This is a genomic window from Mesorhizobium sp. Mes31 (genome assembly GCF_024519675.1).
Lineage (GTDB): Bacteria > Pseudomonadota > Alphaproteobacteria > Rhizobiales > Rhizobiaceae > Mesorhizobium.
Genome location: NZ_JALJRL010000009.1, coordinates 70,753 through 84,831, shown reverse-complemented (window position 1 = coordinate 84,831; position 14,079 = coordinate 70,753). Strand labels below are relative to the sequence as shown.

At 63.0% G+C, this 14,079-nt stretch carries 16 protein-coding genes; 9 read left to right on the top strand and 7 right to left on the bottom strand.

Going from position 1 to position 14,079, the window contains the following annotated elements; all coding sequences use genetic code 11:
- The 5 genes from NR193_RS16885 to ppa form a co-directional block, all read left to right on the top strand.
- The coding region (locus NR193_RS16885) for a YgcG family protein (RefSeq protein ID WP_256751918.1) at positions 1-594 on the top strand (594 nt) is incomplete at its 5' end.
- A 4-nt stretch (positions 595-598) separates the two neighbouring features.
- Positions 599-1,492, top strand: coding sequence for a YgcG family protein (locus NR193_RS16880; protein WP_256751917.1), 894 nt, complete (start codon positions 599-601; stop codon positions 1,490-1,492).
- 9 nt (positions 1,493-1,501) lie between these two features.
- A complete protein-coding gene (locus NR193_RS16875; protein WP_256751916.1) occupies positions 1,502-2,140 on the top strand; it encodes a TPM domain-containing protein in 639 nt (212 codons plus the stop codon).
- 118 nt (positions 2,141-2,258) lie between these two features.
- Positions 2,259-2,765 carry a GNAT family N-acetyltransferase gene (locus NR193_RS16870; RefSeq protein WP_256751915.1) on the top strand — a complete coding sequence of 169 codons (507 nt, stop codon included), beginning with the start codon at positions 2,259-2,261 and terminating at the stop codon, positions 2,763-2,765.
- Between the two features lie 111 nt (positions 2,766-2,876).
- On the top strand, positions 2,877-3,410 hold the full coding sequence (gene ppa / locus NR193_RS16865; RefSeq protein ID WP_195177685.1) for an inorganic diphosphatase: 534 nt from the start codon (positions 2,877-2,879) through the stop codon (positions 3,408-3,410).
- Between the two features lie 232 nt (positions 3,411-3,642).
- Here the strand turns inward: ppa and NR193_RS16860 are convergent, their stop codons facing one another.
- Together NR193_RS16860 and NR193_RS16855 are read right to left on the bottom strand one after the other, a co-directional pair.
- Positions 3,643-4,236: a hypothetical protein gene (locus NR193_RS16860; RefSeq protein ID WP_256751914.1), complete on the bottom strand. Its 594-nt coding sequence runs from the start codon at positions 4,234-4,236 to the stop codon at positions 3,643-3,645.
- A 43-nt stretch (positions 4,237-4,279) separates the two neighbouring features.
- The gene (locus tag NR193_RS16855) at positions 4,280-4,897 is read right to left on the bottom strand and encodes a TetR/AcrR family transcriptional regulator (protein ID WP_256751913.1); all 618 of its coding nucleotides are present in this window, start codon (positions 4,895-4,897) and stop codon (positions 4,280-4,282) included.
- 74 nt (positions 4,898-4,971) lie between these two features.
- Here NR193_RS16855 and NR193_RS16850 point away from each other — a divergent pair, with 74 nt between their 5' ends.
- Both NR193_RS16850 and NR193_RS16845 read left to right on the top strand, forming a co-directional pair.
- Positions 4,972-6,255 (top strand): MFS transporter, encoded by a 1,284-nt coding sequence (locus tag NR193_RS16850; protein WP_256751912.1) that lies wholly within the window; start codon positions 4,972-4,974, stop codon positions 6,253-6,255.
- Between the two features lie 114 nt (positions 6,256-6,369).
- Positions 6,370-7,944: an alkaline phosphatase gene (locus NR193_RS16845; protein ID WP_256751911.1), complete on the top strand. Its 1,575-nt coding sequence runs from the start codon at positions 6,370-6,372 to the stop codon at positions 7,942-7,944.
- A gap of 138 nt (positions 7,945-8,082) precedes the next feature.
- Here the strand turns inward: NR193_RS16845 and NR193_RS16840 are convergent, their stop codons facing one another.
- Positions 8,083-8,364 carry a hypothetical protein gene (locus tag NR193_RS16840; protein WP_091576129.1) on the bottom strand — a complete coding sequence of 94 codons (282 nt, stop codon included), beginning with the start codon at positions 8,362-8,364 and terminating at the stop codon, positions 8,083-8,085.
- A 198-nt stretch (positions 8,365-8,562) separates the two neighbouring features.
- Between NR193_RS16840 and typA the strand changes: the two genes are divergently transcribed.
- Positions 8,563-10,392 carry a translational GTPase TypA gene (gene typA, locus NR193_RS16835; RefSeq protein WP_256751910.1) on the top strand — a complete coding sequence of 610 codons (1,830 nt, stop codon included), beginning with the start codon at positions 8,563-8,565 and terminating at the stop codon, positions 10,390-10,392.
- A 61-nt stretch (positions 10,393-10,453) separates the two neighbouring features.
- Here the strand turns inward: typA and NR193_RS16830 are convergent, their stop codons facing one another.
- Together NR193_RS16830 and NR193_RS16825 are read right to left on the bottom strand one after the other, a co-directional pair.
- The gene (locus tag NR193_RS16830) at positions 10,454-11,080 is read right to left on the bottom strand and encodes a DUF1062 domain-containing protein (RefSeq protein ID WP_256751909.1); all 627 of its coding nucleotides are present in this window, start codon (positions 11,078-11,080) and stop codon (positions 10,454-10,456) included.
- Between the two features lie 338 nt (positions 11,081-11,418).
- Positions 11,419-12,420, bottom strand: coding sequence for an alkaline phosphatase family protein (locus NR193_RS16825; protein WP_256751908.1), 1,002 nt, complete (start codon positions 12,418-12,420; stop codon positions 11,419-11,421).
- Between NR193_RS16825 and NR193_RS16820 the strand changes: the two genes are divergently transcribed.
- Entirely contained in the window at positions 12,415-13,029 is a 615-nt protein-coding gene (locus NR193_RS16820; RefSeq protein WP_091576249.1) for a LysE family translocator, read from the top strand. The genes NR193_RS16825 and NR193_RS16820 overlap by 6 nt on opposite strands.
- A 9-nt stretch (positions 13,030-13,038) precedes the next feature.
- Here the strand turns inward: NR193_RS16820 and NR193_RS16815 are convergent, their stop codons facing one another.
- Both NR193_RS16815 and NR193_RS16810 read right to left on the bottom strand, forming a co-directional pair.
- Complete coding sequence (locus NR193_RS16815) at positions 13,039-13,365, bottom strand: hypothetical protein (RefSeq protein WP_256751907.1); 327 nt, start codon at positions 13,363-13,365, stop codon at positions 13,039-13,041.
- A gap of 136 nt (positions 13,366-13,501) precedes the next feature.
- Positions 13,502-14,065 carry a peroxidase-related enzyme gene (locus NR193_RS16810; protein ID WP_256751906.1) on the bottom strand — a complete coding sequence of 188 codons (564 nt, stop codon included), beginning with the start codon at positions 14,063-14,065 and terminating at the stop codon, positions 13,502-13,504.
- Between the last annotated feature and the right edge of the window lie 14 nt (positions 14,066-14,079).

Genomic DNA, 14,079 nt, shown 5'->3' with positions numbered 1-14,079 from the left:
GACGGCGAGGAGATCGAACCCTACGCCAACCGGCTGTTCCGCTTCTGGAAGCTCGGCCAGGCGAAGGAGAACAACGGCGCGCTTCTGCTGGTCGCCAAGAACGACCGCAAGATGCGCATCGAGGTCGGTTATGGACTGGAAGGCACGCTGACCGACCTGCACACCAAGCTGATCATCGAAAACGATATGGTGCCGGCGTTCCGCGCCGGCGATTTCTCCGGCGGCATAAGCAAGGCCGTCGACGACATGATCATGGTGCTGGAAGGCAATCCTGAGGAACTGGTGGCGCGCGGCGAGCGCAACCAGCAGGCGCCGTTCAATTCCGACGACCTGTTCTTCGCCGTCTTCATCAGCATCTGGGCGATCATCTTCTTCGGCAGCATCGCGGCTTCGATCCTGCCGCCGATCTTCGGCCAGAAACTCGGGCCAGGCCGCTATCGCTGGCTGGGCATGACCTTCGAGCCCAGCCGCCGGCGGTCCTCTGGTGGCGGCTGGTCGTCCGGCGGTGGCGGATGGTCGTCGGGAGGCGGCGGTGGCGGCTTCTCCGGTGGCGGCGGCTCGTCCGGCGGCGGCGGCTCCTCGGGCAGTTGGTGACGACATGACGACGCGCACCATCGGCCTGTCGAGACCCAGCCGCTTCGCCCCGGTGATCCGCGTTGTCCTGGTGGCCCTGAGCCTACTGTTCTGGGGGTTCACGGCTTTCGCCGCCGAGCTGCCTGCCCTGACCGGACGTATCGTCGACAATGCGGGCATCATCGACGATGCCACCAAGGCGACATTGACGCAGAAGCTCGCCGATTTCGAGAAAAAAGGCTCGGACCAGATCGTCGTCGCCACGATTCCCAGCCTCGACGGCGAGGAGATCGAACCCTACGCCAACCGGCTGTTCCGCTTCTGGAAGCTCGGCCAGGCCGGCGAAAACAACGGCGTTCTGCTGCTGGTGGCGAAGAACGACCACAAGATGCGCATCGAGGTCGGTTATGGCCTCGAGGGGACGCTGACCGACCTGCACACCAAGCTGATCATCGAAAACGACATGGTGCCGGCGTTCCGCGCCGGCGATTTCTCCGGCGGCATCAGCAAGGCCGTCGACGACATGGTCATGGTGCTGGAAGGCAATCCGGAAGAACTGGAAGCGCGCGGGCACCGCAATCCCGCCGACAGCAGCACCCCCATCGATCCCATCGTAGCGGCGTTCGTGATCCTGTGGGCGACGATGTTCTTCGGCGGCCTGGCGATGGCATTCCTGCCGCCGATGTTCGGCACAAAGCTGTCGCCGGGCGTGTACAAATGGCTGGGCATGACCTTTCGTTACGGCCACGGATCGAGCGGGTCGTCCTCGGGCGGCGGCTGGTCTTCGGGGTCATCGTCGGGCAGCGGCTGGTCGTCGGGGAGTTCCGGCGGTGGCTGGTCGTCGGGCTCGAGCAGCGGCGGCGGGTTTTCCGGTGGCGGCGGCTCGTCCGGCGGTGGCGGTTCTTCAGGAAGCTGGTGAGACAAGATCATGGCAACAAGACCAATCACAGCCGAGGATCACGCGCGCATCGCCACGGCGATCCGCGCCGCCGAAGCGAAAACCGACGGCGAGATCTACTGCGTCGTGTCGCATGCCAGCGACGGCTATTTCTTCCCGGCCGCCTTCATGGCGACAGCAGGCATGCTGATCGTCAGTCTCGCCGTCGCCTATGGGCTGGAGGCCTGGTGGCTGTCGATCCGGCTGCCGCATTTCGTCCTCGCCCAGCTGCTGGCGCTGGCCTGCGTGCTGGCCTTGCTGTGGGCGCTGCCCGGCCTGCGCATCCATCTGGTGCCAAGGCGGCTGCGCTACCAGGCGGCGCACGCCGACGCGATCAAGCAGTTCCTCGCCCGCAACGTCCACCGCACCACGGCGCGCACCGGTGTGCTGGTGTTCGTCTCAATTGCCGAGCACTACGCCGAGGTGATCGCCGACAGCGGCATCGATGCCAAGGTCGGCCAGCATGTCTGGGATGGTGTCATACGCGACCTGACCGCGCATGCCGGCGATGACCGCCTTGCCGACGGCTTCGTCAAGGCAATCGAATCGGTGGGTGCGGTGCTGGCCGAGCATTTCCCGGTCACGTCAGGCGATGCCAACGAACTGGACGACCATCTGGTCGAGATTTGAGCCCCTGCAGGAAGGTTTCGAAGGCGCGTTGCCGACGCAATGATCGCCTGTGAGAAAGCGGTCCGCGGGTCGCCCGGACTCTTGCAATCGGGCGATGCGGGTTTATGGTTAACAAATCATGAATACGCTGACGATCGACATAAGGAAGGCCGAGCCGCGCGATGCCGGCGCCATCGCCGATGTGCACCTGCAGGCCTGGCGCGGCGCCTATTCCGGCATCATTCCGCACCGCACCCTGACATCGATGATCAACCGCCGCGGCGCCGACTGGTGGGCGAACGCAATCCGCCGCGCCGCCACCGTCCTGGTCGTCGAGATCGGCGGCAAGATCGCCGGCTATGCGACGATCGGCAAGAACCGGGCCCGGGAACTGCGGCAGCAAGGCGAAATCTACGAATTGTACCTGCGCCCGGAATATCAGGGCATCGGGCTCGGCAGCCGCCTGTTCGCGGCGGCACGGGCGCGTCTGGCCGATCACGGGCTGAAGGGCATGGTGGTGTGGGCGCTGGAAGACAACCAGAACGCGCTCGCCTTCTATGCAGGCGCTGGCGGCCGAGACGTTGCCGAAGGCGTCGAGATCTTCGAGCAGAAGGCGCTGAAGAAGGTGGCCTTCGTCTGGGAGTGACAGCCCGGTCTTTCTGCCAGTGCGCCTTCCGGCCATGCCCAGCACCATTCGCCGCATTGCGCAGCGCCGCAGCGCCCGCTATCGGTCTCCCATCGAAAGAGGGACAAAGCCATGCGCATCGAAGCCATAGCCATCGGAAAGAATCCGCCGGAAGATATCAACGTCATCATCGAAGTGCCGATCGGCGGCGAGCCGATCAAGTACGAGATGGACAAGGAGGCCGGCACACTGTTCGTCGACCGCTTCCTGCACACATCGATGCGTTATCCCGGCAATTACGGCTTCGTGCCGCACACGCTCTCCGGCGACGGCGATCCGATCGACGTGCTGGTCTGCAACACGCGCGCGCTGGTGCCGGGCTGCGTCATCAATGTCAGGCCGATCGGCGTGCTGGTGATGGAAGACAATGCCGGCCAGGACGAGAAGGTCATCGCGGTGCCGTCGCCCAAGCTGACGCTGCGCTACGAGAACGTCACCGAGTACACGCAACTGCCCGACATCACGCGCCAGCAGGTGCAGCACTTCTTCGAGCACTACAAGGACCTCGAACCCGGCAAATGGGTCAAGATCGAGGGCTGGCACGATTCCAAATATGCCAAGAAGATGATCGTCGACGCCATCGCGCGGGCGAAAGCGAGCAAGTAGCGGTGTGCCGGAGTTTGAGAACAAACTCCCAAGTGTAGCGCTGCCCCTCATCCGCCTGCCGGCACCCTCGGCGCGTTTTCTGCAGCGCCGACATTTGGCGAAATCGGTGGTGATGGCGTCTTTCTCCCCGTCATTATATGGGGAGAAATGCCCGGCAGGGCAATGAGGGGCGGCGCGGACCGACGATATCCAACAAACGCGTTGCATCACGCCGTTTTGACGTGCCGCGCTCTCAATTATCCACCCGGCCGAAAGCCGGCACGTTGCCGATGACGATATGCTTGTCCTTGCCGCAGGCGAATGCGCGCGCCTTCTCGTCGGCAAGCTTGCGCGCCTGGTCATTGGCGCCGGGATTGCCGGTGGCCAGCACCAGGCCGACGGTGCAGCTGTCGCGCCCATCCATCTGGGCGACCTTGGCGACGAGCAGCACCTCGGTCGGCTTGTTCTCATCCTCGGGATTGCTGATCGAGCGGCGATGGATGACCGCGAACGGCACGGCCTTGTCGCCATTGGTTTCGATACGCCACTCGACCTTGGCTCCGGACGAATTGAAGCCGGAAAAGCTCTCCCAGGCGGACGCCATGTCGCCGCCGGGCGGAAAACCGTAGAACAGCGATTCACGAGCGTCGTCATAGGCGACCAGCACCGGATAGCCGCGATACCCCGAACAGGCGAGATCGGCCCAGTCGCCGTCGCCTTCCTCGGCCTGCGCATAGGTCACGCAGTCCTTCTTCCAGTCGAGGTCGGTGTAGGCGCTCGATATGTCGCCGGCTTGCGCCGCCTGGCAGACGCTGGCCAGGACAAGCGGAATCAACAGGCTGCGCATCGCGGAGATCTCCGTTGGAGGTCGCCCAGCGTATCGCCAATCGCTATTTCTTCAAGCTTGCTTCGATCAGCAGATCGGCATTCGTCGCCACCGACTGCGCCGGTCCGCCAGCACCGAACAGCTGGCCGCTGATATAGGCGCCCTCGATCAGGAGCAGCAGCCCGTCGCCCAGCGTATCGCCATCGCCGGCGCCCATCGCCACCGCCATGGCGCGCAGGCGCCGGCGCAGTTCCTGCTTGTTGGCCTCGCTGACCACGCGCGCCGGATGGCCGTGTTCGGGATATTCGACCGCCGCGTTGGTCATGCCACAGCCGCGATATTGCGGCATCTGCGTGCGCTTGCCGACGCGGGTCAGGAAAGCCTTGATCTGCGCGCGCGGGTCGCCGGGATGAGCGTTCACAGCCTCGTCGAAGCGATCCCAGAACTCAAGGTCGTACTGCCGGAGATAGGAGGCTGCCAGCTCGTCCTTGGAGGGAAAGCTGCGATAGAGGCTCGGCTTGGTGACGCCGGCGCGCCTGACGATCTCGTCGACGCCGATCGCCCTGATGCCCTGCCGGTAGAACAGGTCGCGCGCCACATCGAGGATCTTCTTGGCGGCCTTAGGCGGAGCCGATGCATGACCGTTGTTGATGGTCGGTTCAATATTTTTGTCCGTTGGCATCATGTGACTCGATTGACAGTGTTACCGATCGGTACGTATACATATCACCTCCCTGCAACGTACCGGTCAGTAACATGGTAGCTCAATCCCGTCCATTTGGCCAGCGCTACGCTTTCGTCGTGGTTGGCGTCATCTTCCTCTGCCTGCTGATCGCGGCCGGTCTTCGTTCGGCCCCCGCCGTGATGATGCTGCCGCTGGAAAACAGCTTCGGCTGGGGGCGTGATGTGGTTTCGGTGGCCGCCGCCATCGGCATCTTCCTGTACGGTCTGACCGGACCGTTTGCCGCTGCCCTGATGGAGCGGATCGGGTTGCGCCGCACGCTGCTCGCCTCGTTGGTGGTGATGTCGGGGTCGACCGCGCTCAGCCTGCTGATGACCAAGCCATGGCATCTGTTCATCACCTGGGGGGTGTTTTCCGGCATCGGTTCCGGCGCGGTCGCCACCGTGCTCGGCGCCACCATCGTCAATCGCTGGTTCAAGACCAATCGCGGCCTTGTCATGGGGCTGATGTCGGCCTCCAGCGCCACCGGCCTGCTGGTGTTCCTGCCGCTGCTCGCCTCGCTCGCCCAGTCGGGCGGCTGGAAGCCGGTCGCCATCGCCGTCGCGGTCGCCACCGCCTGTCTTCTGCCGCTGGTCTGGCTGCTGGTGCCGGAGCGGCCGGCCTCGATCGGCATGGTGCGGTTTGGCGCCGAGGCCGATGACGTGCCGCCGACATCGCCGGCCTCGCAAGGCAACTTCCTCGCCCACACGCTCAACACGCTGCGCCGCGCCGCCGGCACGCGGGTGTTCTGGTACCTGTTCGCCACCTTCTTCGTCTGTGGCTTCACCACCAACGGGTTGGTCGGCACGCATCTGATCGCGTTCTGCGGCGACATGGGCATCGGCGAGGTGCAGGCCGCCGGCCTGCTGTCGATGATGGGCATCTTCGACCTGATCGGCACGACGCTGTCGGGTTGGCTGACCGACCGTTTCGATCCGCGCAAGCTGCTCGGCGTCTACTACGGCATCCGCGGCCTGTCGCTGATCTATCTGCCCTATTCCGGGTTCTCGGCGACCAGCCTGATCATCTTCGCGGTCCTTTACGGGCTCGACTGGATCGCCACCGTGCCGCCGACGCTGAGGCTCGCCAACGAGGCGTTCGGCGACCGCAGCGGGCCGATCGTGTTCGGCTGGATCGTCGCCGGCCATCAGGTCGGGGCGGCCACGGCCGCGGCTTTCGGCGGCACCATGCGCGAGCTGCAGGGTAATTATGAGCTAGCCTTCCTGATCGCCGGCATGACGGCGATCGCCGCCGCCTGCATCTCGCTGCTGATCAACACCCGCCGGCCGGCGTTTGATCCGGAACCGCAGGCGGCATAGCCGGCGGCCCGGCTTGCCAGTGCATTGTCAGAAAAACTTCATGGTTTCGAGATGACGCTGAAACATTGACGCTGGACCTTGGTGGCACCGTTCAACGCCATCCAGGAGACAGCCATGAACAAGCTCTCGATGACCCGCCGCGCTTTCGTCACTTCCGCCAGCGCCGTTGGCCTGGTCGGCGTTTCCGGCCTGGCGCTGCCATACTATTCGCGCGCCAGCCAGCGCCCGGCCTTCACGCATGGCGTCCAGTCGGGCGATGTCGACGCGACCAGCGGCATGGTGTGGACGCGCACGGACCGCCCGTCGCGCGTCATGTTCGAGGTGTCGTCGACGGAGAATTTCGCCAATGCGACCCGCCTGGCGCCGCTCGATACCTCGCCGGCCAGCGACTACACGGTGAAGCGGCTGCTCACCGATCTCGCCTCCGACCAGGACATCTTCTATCGCATGACGGCGGCCGATCTCGTCGACATCAACGCCGTCTCGGAGCCGATCACCGGCCGTTTCCGTACCGCGCCCGCCTCCAAGCGCGACATCAAGTTCGCCTGGTCGGGCGACACCGCCGGCCAAGGCTGGGGCATCGACGAGACCGGCATGAAGACCTACGCCACCATCGGCAAGCACACGCCCGATTTCTTCCTGCATTCGGGCGACACCATCTATGCCGACGGCGCGATGAAGGACGAGGTTGACCTGCCCGGCGGCGGCAAGTGGAAGAACGTCGTGCTCATCGACGGCAAGCGCAAGGTCGCCGAGACGCTGGACGAATATCGCGACCAGTGGAAATACAACATGATGGACAGGAACGTGCTGGGCCTGAGCGCCATCTGTCCGACCTTCTACCAGTGGGACGACCACGAGGTGCTGAACAACTGGTCGGATTCGAAGGATCTGAGCGCAGACAACCGCTACACCGAGAAATCCATCCATGTGCTGGCGGCACGTGCGGCGCGCGCCTTCCACGAGATGACGACGATCCGCTACGAACCGTCCGAGCCCGGCCGCGTCTATCGCAAAATAGCCTACGGACCGCTGCTCGACGTGTTCTTCCTCGACATGCGTTCCTATCGCGGGCCCAATGGTCCCGACATGCAGGATGAGATGACGCCGCAATCGCGCATGCTTGGCGAACAGCAGACGAAGTGGCTGAAGCGGGAGCTGGCAAATTCGAAGGCGACCTGGAAAATCATTGCCGCCGACATGCCGCTGGGCCTCGTCGTCTGGGATGACGGAACCAAGAAGGTCGGTGCCGAGGCGGTCAGCAATGGCGACAATGGTGCGCCAAAGGGTCGCGAACTCGAGATCGCGGACCTGCTGCGCTACATCAAGAACGCCGGCATCAGCAACACCGTCTGGCTGACCGCCGACGTGCACTACACGGCGGCGCACTACTACAATCCCGACAAGGCGCAGTTCCAGGATTTCAATCCGTTCTGGGAATTCGTCTCAGGACCGATCCATGCCGGCACGTTCGGCCCCAACGATTTCGACATGACCTTCGGTCCGGAACTGAAGTTCATCAAGGCGCCGACCGCCGAGCAGGGCCAGAACCTGCCGCCATCGGCGGGCCTGCAGTTCTTCGGGCTGGTCGATATCAACGGCGCCAGCGAACAGATGACGGTGCGGCTGATGGATCGCGACGACAACGAACTCTACAAGGTCACGCTCGACCCGGTGCGGTCGGCGTAAGCGCACGAATGCGGCAGAACGGCTTTCATTCTGCGCCTCAGCGTTTTTTCGGGGGATGTCACGGCATGGATCCCTGGGTCTCCGCGACGGAGCTTCGCTCCTGCTTCGCCCTGGGATGACGACCGCTGCCTGCGGTCGTCAATCCGGATAGCAGACCATCGGGATGTTCGGCCAGACGGCGCTGTCGCAATTGGCGGCGTCCTGCCTCTGCTTGAAGGCGGCGCTGACCGGGCCGGTCACCATCGGGTCGACGCCGTCGGGCGCGTCGGCGAATACCTGTTCGGCCGACGGCGCGTCCGCCGACAAGGCAGGGCGTGCCTCCTTCTGCGTCGCGGCCGACTGTGCGGCGTTGGCCGCCAGCAGGACGGCAAAGGCTACCGATGCGATGAGCGGCCAAAATCGGTTGAGTTTATCGGTCATGATGTTCGAACTGCCCGGGACCCCGAAAGGTTCCCGCCTTGGTTAACAAAATCATCTCACACGAGGATGCTTAAGATTTGATGAGTATTTGGTGTCTCGCTTCCTCTTTCGCAAATGCGAAAAACCCTGTATGAGCCGCGCAACCGAAAGAGGCAGCGCCTTTTGGCCTGCTGCCTGCAACGCTCCCGAGACCAGAACATGAAAATTCGTAATATCGCGATCATCGCGCACGTCGACCATGGAAAAACCACCCTCGTCGACCAATTGCTGCGGCAATCCGGCTCCTTCCGCGACAATCAGCGCGTCGCCGAGCGCGCCATGGATTCCAACGACCTCGAAAAGGAACGTGGCATCACCATCCTGGCCAAGGCGACCTCGGTCGACTGGAAGGACACCCGCATCAATATCGTCGACACCCCCGGCCACGCCGATTTCGGCGGCGAGGTCGAGCGCATCCTGTCGATGGTGGATTCGGCCATCGTGCTGGTCGATGCCGCCGAAGGGCCTATGCCGCAGACCAAGTTCGTCGTCGGCAAGGCGCTCAAGGTCGGCCTGAAGCCGATCGTCGTCATCAACAAGATCGACCGCCCGGACGCCCGCCATGTCGAGGTGGTCAACGAGGTGTTCGACCTGTTTGCCGCGCTCGACGCCACCGACGAGCAGCTCGACTTCCCGATCCTCTACGGCTCGGGCCGCGACGGCTGGGTTTCCGAAAATCCGGAAGGCCCGAAGGACCAGGGCCTGGCGCCGCTGTTCGACCTCGTCATCAAGCATGTGCCGGCGCCGACCGTGCATCCCGGTCCGTTCCGCATGATCGGCACCATTCTGGAAGCCAATCCCTTCCTTGGCCGCATCATCACCGGCCGCATCGAATCCGGCACGCTGAAGTCCAACCAGCCGGTCAAGGTGCTGCACCATGACGGCACGCTGGTCGAAACCGGCCGTATTTCCAAGATCCTCGCCTTCCGCGGCCTCGAGCGCCAGCCGATCGACGAAGCCCAGGCGGGCGACATCGTCGCCATTGCCGGCCTGTCGAAAGGCACCGTCGCCGACACCTTCTGCGACCCTTCGGTGACCGAGCCGCTGCATGCGCAGCCGATCGATCCGCCGACCGTGACCATGTCCTTCCTGGTCAACGATTCACCGCTGGCTGGCACCGAAGGCGACAAGGTGACCAGCCGTGTCATCCGCGACCGCCTGCTGCGCGAGGCCGAAGGCAATGTCGCGCTGAAGATCGAGGAATCGCCGGACAAGGATTCGTTCTTCGTTTCCGGCCGCGGCGAATTGCAGCTGGCCGTGCTGATCGAGACGATGCGCCGCGAAGGTTTCGAGATCGCCGTGTCGCGGCCGCGCGTGGTCATGCAGAAGGGCGAGAACGGCGAATTGCTCGAGCCTGTCGAGGAAGTCGTCATCGACGTCGACGAGGAGCATGCCGGTATCGTCGTGCAGAAGATGTCGGAGCGCAAGGCCGAGATGGTCGAGCTGCGCCCGTCCGGCGGCAATCGCCAGCGCATTGTCTTCCACGCGCCGACGCGCGGCCTGATCGGCTACCAGTCGGAACTGTTGACCGACACGCGCGGCACCGCCGTGATGAACAGGCTGTTCCATGCCTACGAGCCCTACAAGGGCGAGTTGGCGGGCCGCACCAATGGCGTGCTGATCTCGAACGAGCAGGGCGAGGCGGTGGCCTATGCCATGTGGAACCTGGAAGACCGGGGCCCGATGGTCATCGACCCGGGCGTCAAGGTCTATCAGGGCATGATCATCGGCATTCACACCAGAGACAACGACCTCGAAGTAAACGTGCTCAAAGGCAAGAAGCTGACCAACATCCGCGCCGCCGGCAAGGACGAGGCGGTCAAGCTCACCCCGCCGATCCGCATGACGCTGGAGCGCGCGCTGGCCTGGATCCAGGACGACGAGCTGGTCGAAGTGACGCCAAAGACGATCCGCCTGCGCAAGCTCTATCTCGACCCGAACGAGCGCAAGCGCTTCGAGAAGTCGGCCAAGGCGGTCGGCGCGGCGTAAGCTTTCAATTTTCCAACAGCTCAGAGGGGCAGAGCACTCATGTGCTCCGCCCCTTTTTCATTTATCCACCGGCAGCCGAAATGATGGCCTGCCGGTCGGGTTCGGCGACGAGATCGATGCGGATCGTCGCTCCATGCCGGGCCGGCTTGCGCAGGGCCTTGGCGCCGTCCGGGTCAATAACCAGCAATCGCCTGTCTTCCAGCGCCTGAAGCCGCGATCGTGACATGCCGAGTTCATTGGCAAGCAGCCGGTCGAGCCGGAGCGATGTCGGCATTTCGAGCCCGAGCTTGAGTTCCAGCACGGTTGCGCTTTCCCTTGTGTCGCCGAGCCTTTGCTTGTGGACGGCAACATCGGGAAACTCTTCGACATGCCCCACGCGGCTGCGCAGCGCGGCGACATCGAAAGCGTGGCGCCGCGCCAATGCCGGATCGTTGCCTTCAAGCGCCCGCAACAGCGCCGGCTCGATGTCGCGGCGGTTGCAGCGTTCGAGAATGCCGAAATTCCAGGAACTGTCGCAGTCGATGCAGCGATAGATCAGCCAGACGTCGATGCGCTTGCCGTTGGCGTTGACGCGGAATTTCTCGCTGCAGCGATACGCCTTCACGGTGCCGCAGCGATTGCAGTTGATGAGCGGTCGAGGTGCGGTTTCAGGCGTGATCGCCCAGTGGATGCACAGATAACCAGACATGCCGATAAGCCCTTCCCGTCGGGAAGTTCATCAGGTCGGCGATGTCGAGATGCCCATGCGGGCACGGTGTGGCGCAAACTTGCTATGATCGGAAATCGGCGTCACGGGCGGTTGCGCGCGACAGCGGTTCAGCAGTGCCAAACCGGTCTCGAACCGCCGCCCAGAGGAACACGTGAAAATGAAACAGACACCGCGAATGCGGCGCCATGCATTGTGTCGGGGGAGTTGACGAGACCGGCGGTTACGTAGGCAAAGTGCAGCTCAAAATTGTTTCGAGGCGGCATTTCTAGCCGTAGCCAATGACGACGGCAAGGCGACCGGGCTTGTCCGGCGAGGAATTACCGTCGGCTCCAGCCACTTGCGATCACCCTTCTGATGACGCTGATGCCCAAGGGAGGGATGCTTTCTATGTCTTCAATAGTTCGCAAGACCGAATAGTGATCGATCTTTTCAGGGTACCGTCCTGGGTTGATTCCAAATCCGTAGAATACAGTAAATATATGATTCTGTGTACGGTAGTCGTCTTCATCGAACGTCACTATCAAAAGGCTTTTGTTTTTCCTCGACCAAACTGCATAGCCTCCAAGATGATTTTTCAACCAGTTGTCAGCCGTCTCTATCGTGCCATCATGCATGTCGTTTTTGAGATTGGGGATCACGAAGCTCACGGATGGCAGCTTCGCGTAGTCGCGAGGGAACTGGGACAAAGACTTCTCAAATCCCTTCGCGTCCGCAAACGATTCCCAGGGATTATGTTTTCGCGGCGATCCGGCTTCGACGTAGCCTGCAAACGTCTTGCCATGAGCCCGAAGACGAGCGGCCAGGTTCGGCGCTGCAAAGCTGTGCGTGCCGTCGTCATGGACATCTTGCGTCAAGCCGCTGAACAGCGCGAAGTAATTGGGCTGGCTGGGGTGAGCAACCCCGTAGGATCGATCGAACAGCGCGCCGCCCTTTGCCAGCGTGTTCAAATAGGGAGCAGCTCGTCCCGCCTGTGAAATTTGCTCAAAGGCGTGGTTCTCCATGATCACGACAACGACGTGATCATATTTTGGCGGCTTCCACGACGATGCGACGGCCAGGGGCGCCCCGCTCAGCGCAATGCTGGCTGTCAGGATAGCCAGCTTTGCGAACCGTCGAACGATCGCGCGCCAACTTTGCACAATCACGAAAACTTCTCCTCCTGCCTTCTCGGCAAGATCGACCTGACGCAAGCCAGGCATGGCAGTCAAGGGCAAGACCGAACGCTGAGCCGGTCGGGGACTGCCGACCCCGACATTGCAAGCGGTGATGTCGATCGGATATCGTCCGCCGCTCAACCGCTGAAAGGCAGTGCCATGCACCTCACCTCGCTCCTGATCTTCGCCGCCGCTTTGTTCGTCGCCGCCGGCTCGCCCGGTCCGTCGATCGCGGCTCTCGTCGCACGGGTCATCTCGAAGGGGTTTCGCGATGTGTTCCCGTTCCTGCTCGCCATGTGGATCGGCGAGGGCATCTGGCTGTCGCTGGCGGTGTTCGGGCTGGCTGTCGTGGCGCAGACCTTCCATTTCGCCTTCGTCGTGGTGAAATGGGTTGGCGTTGCGTATCTTGCTTACCTCGCCTGGAAGATGTGGACCGCGCCGGTCGAGGCGCGCGAGGGCGAGATGCCGCGCGAGGATTCGGCCGTCAAATTGTTCTTCGCCGGCATGGCGGTAACGCTCGGCAACCCCAAGATCATGATGTTCTACCTGGCGCTTTTGCCGACCATCATCGACCTCGCTTCGGTCAGCCTCGTCGGCTGGGTCGAACTGACGGCGACCATGGCCGTGGTGCTGGTCGCCATTGATCTCGCCTGGGTGCTCGCCGCCTCGCAGGCGCGCAAGCTGTTGAAAAGCAAGCGCGCCATGAAGATCGCCAACCGCGTCAGCGCCGGCACCATGGCGGGTGCCGCCGCAGCGATCGCGGCACGGTCCTGAGGCGAGGCGTCAGCTCATCATATTGATGATCGGCGCGATCTCGACGTTGCAGTTGGGCATGGCCAGCATAGGGCACCCCTTGGCCTTCTCGGCGGCATCGTCGATATCCCTGGCTTCGATGATCGAGTAGCCACCGGTCGGGTTGCTGCCGCCATTGTTCTCCACCTTGCCACCGGGCAGGACGGTCTTCGACATGCCGACCGGATTGCCGCTGTCGACGACGGCCGAGCCAAGCTTTCCGAACCAGCCTGTCCAGGCGTCCATCATCGCCTTCCGCTCGGCTTCGCTCGTCGGCATCTTGCCGGAGCCGTGATAGATGTAGAGAAACTTCGCCATGTTCTCCTCCCTTGTTCAGCGGCATCGAACCGGCATGCGGTCATGCCGCGCGCCGATCATCGGACCAAACCGGCAAACAAGCAACGAGAATGCGAAATAGCTAATATAGGCGCGGTTGGGTTGCAGCGCCGAGCCGTCACCGCGCCATCGCGTGGTATTCGTCGTTCGGCCGCATGTCGATTGCCGCGGCTACCCGGTTCGACATGTTGAAGAAGGAAGCGGTCGAAGCGATGTCCCATATGTCGCGGTCGGAAAAACCGGCATGGCGCAGTGCCGCCCGGTCGGCCTCGACGATCTTCGCGGGATCCTCGGTCAGCTTGACCGCGAATTCGAGCATCGCGGTCTGCCTGGGCGAAAGATCGGCGGCGCGGAAATTCATCACCATCATCTCGCCGAGCGCCGGATCGCCGGACAACTGGCGCACCGCCGCGCCATGCGCGGTCAGGCAATAATAGCAGTGGTTGATGGAGGAGACGACGACCGCGATCATCTCGCGTTCCAGCTTCGACAGGCCGGATTCTCCGAGCATCAGATCATTGTACATGTCGGTGAAGGCGCGAAGCTTCCTGTCGTCGAAGGCGTAGGCCTGGAGCACGTTGGGTACGAGGCCGAGCTTCTCCTCGCATTTGGCGAAATAGGCTTTCGTCGCTTCGCTGAGGTTCGCCTTGCCGAGGTCAAGCGCGGTGATTTTGCCGGTCATCGGGTGTTTCTCCT

Bases quoted from the DNA above. Each gene is read 5' to 3' on its own strand.
- NR193_RS16880 (WP_256751917.1), top strand. From the start codon at position 599: ATGACGACGCGCACCATCGGCCTGTCGAGACCCAGCCGCTTCGCCCCG.
- NR193_RS16875 (WP_256751916.1), top strand. From the start codon at position 1,502: ATGGCAACAAGACCAATCACAGCCGAGGATCACGCGCGCATCGCCACG.
- NR193_RS16870 (WP_256751915.1), top strand. From the start codon at position 2,259: ATGAATACGCTGACGATCGACATAAGGAAGGCCGAGCCGCGCGATGCC.
- ppa (WP_195177685.1), top strand. From the start codon at position 2,877: ATGCGCATCGAAGCCATAGCCATCGGAAAGAATCCGCCGGAAGATATC.
- NR193_RS16860 (WP_256751914.1), bottom strand. From the start codon at position 4,236: ATGCGCAGCCTGTTGATTCCGCTTGTCCTGGCCAGCGTCTGCCAGGCG.
- NR193_RS16855 (WP_256751913.1), bottom strand. From the start codon at position 4,897: ATGCCAACGGACAAAAATATTGAACCGACCATCAACAACGGTCATGCA.
- NR193_RS16850 (WP_256751912.1), top strand. From the start codon at position 4,972: ATGGTAGCTCAATCCCGTCCATTTGGCCAGCGCTACGCTTTCGTCGTG.
- NR193_RS16845 (WP_256751911.1), top strand. From the start codon at position 6,370: ATGAACAAGCTCTCGATGACCCGCCGCGCTTTCGTCACTTCCGCCAGC.
- NR193_RS16840 (WP_091576129.1), bottom strand. From the start codon at position 8,364: ATGACCGATAAACTCAACCGATTTTGGCCGCTCATCGCATCGGTAGCC.
- typA (WP_256751910.1), top strand. From the start codon at position 8,563: ATGAAAATTCGTAATATCGCGATCATCGCGCACGTCGACCATGGAAAA.
- NR193_RS16830 (WP_256751909.1), bottom strand. From the start codon at position 11,080: ATGTCTGGTTATCTGTGCATCCACTGGGCGATCACGCCTGAAACCGCA.
- NR193_RS16820 (WP_091576249.1), top strand. From the start codon at position 12,415: ATGCACCTCACCTCGCTCCTGATCTTCGCCGCCGCTTTGTTCGTCGCC.
- NR193_RS16815 (WP_256751907.1), bottom strand. From the start codon at position 13,365: ATGGCGAAGTTTCTCTACATCTATCACGGCTCCGGCAAGATGCCGACG.
- NR193_RS16810 (WP_256751906.1), bottom strand. From the start codon at position 14,065: ATGACCGGCAAAATCACCGCGCTTGACCTCGGCAAGGCGAACCTCAGC.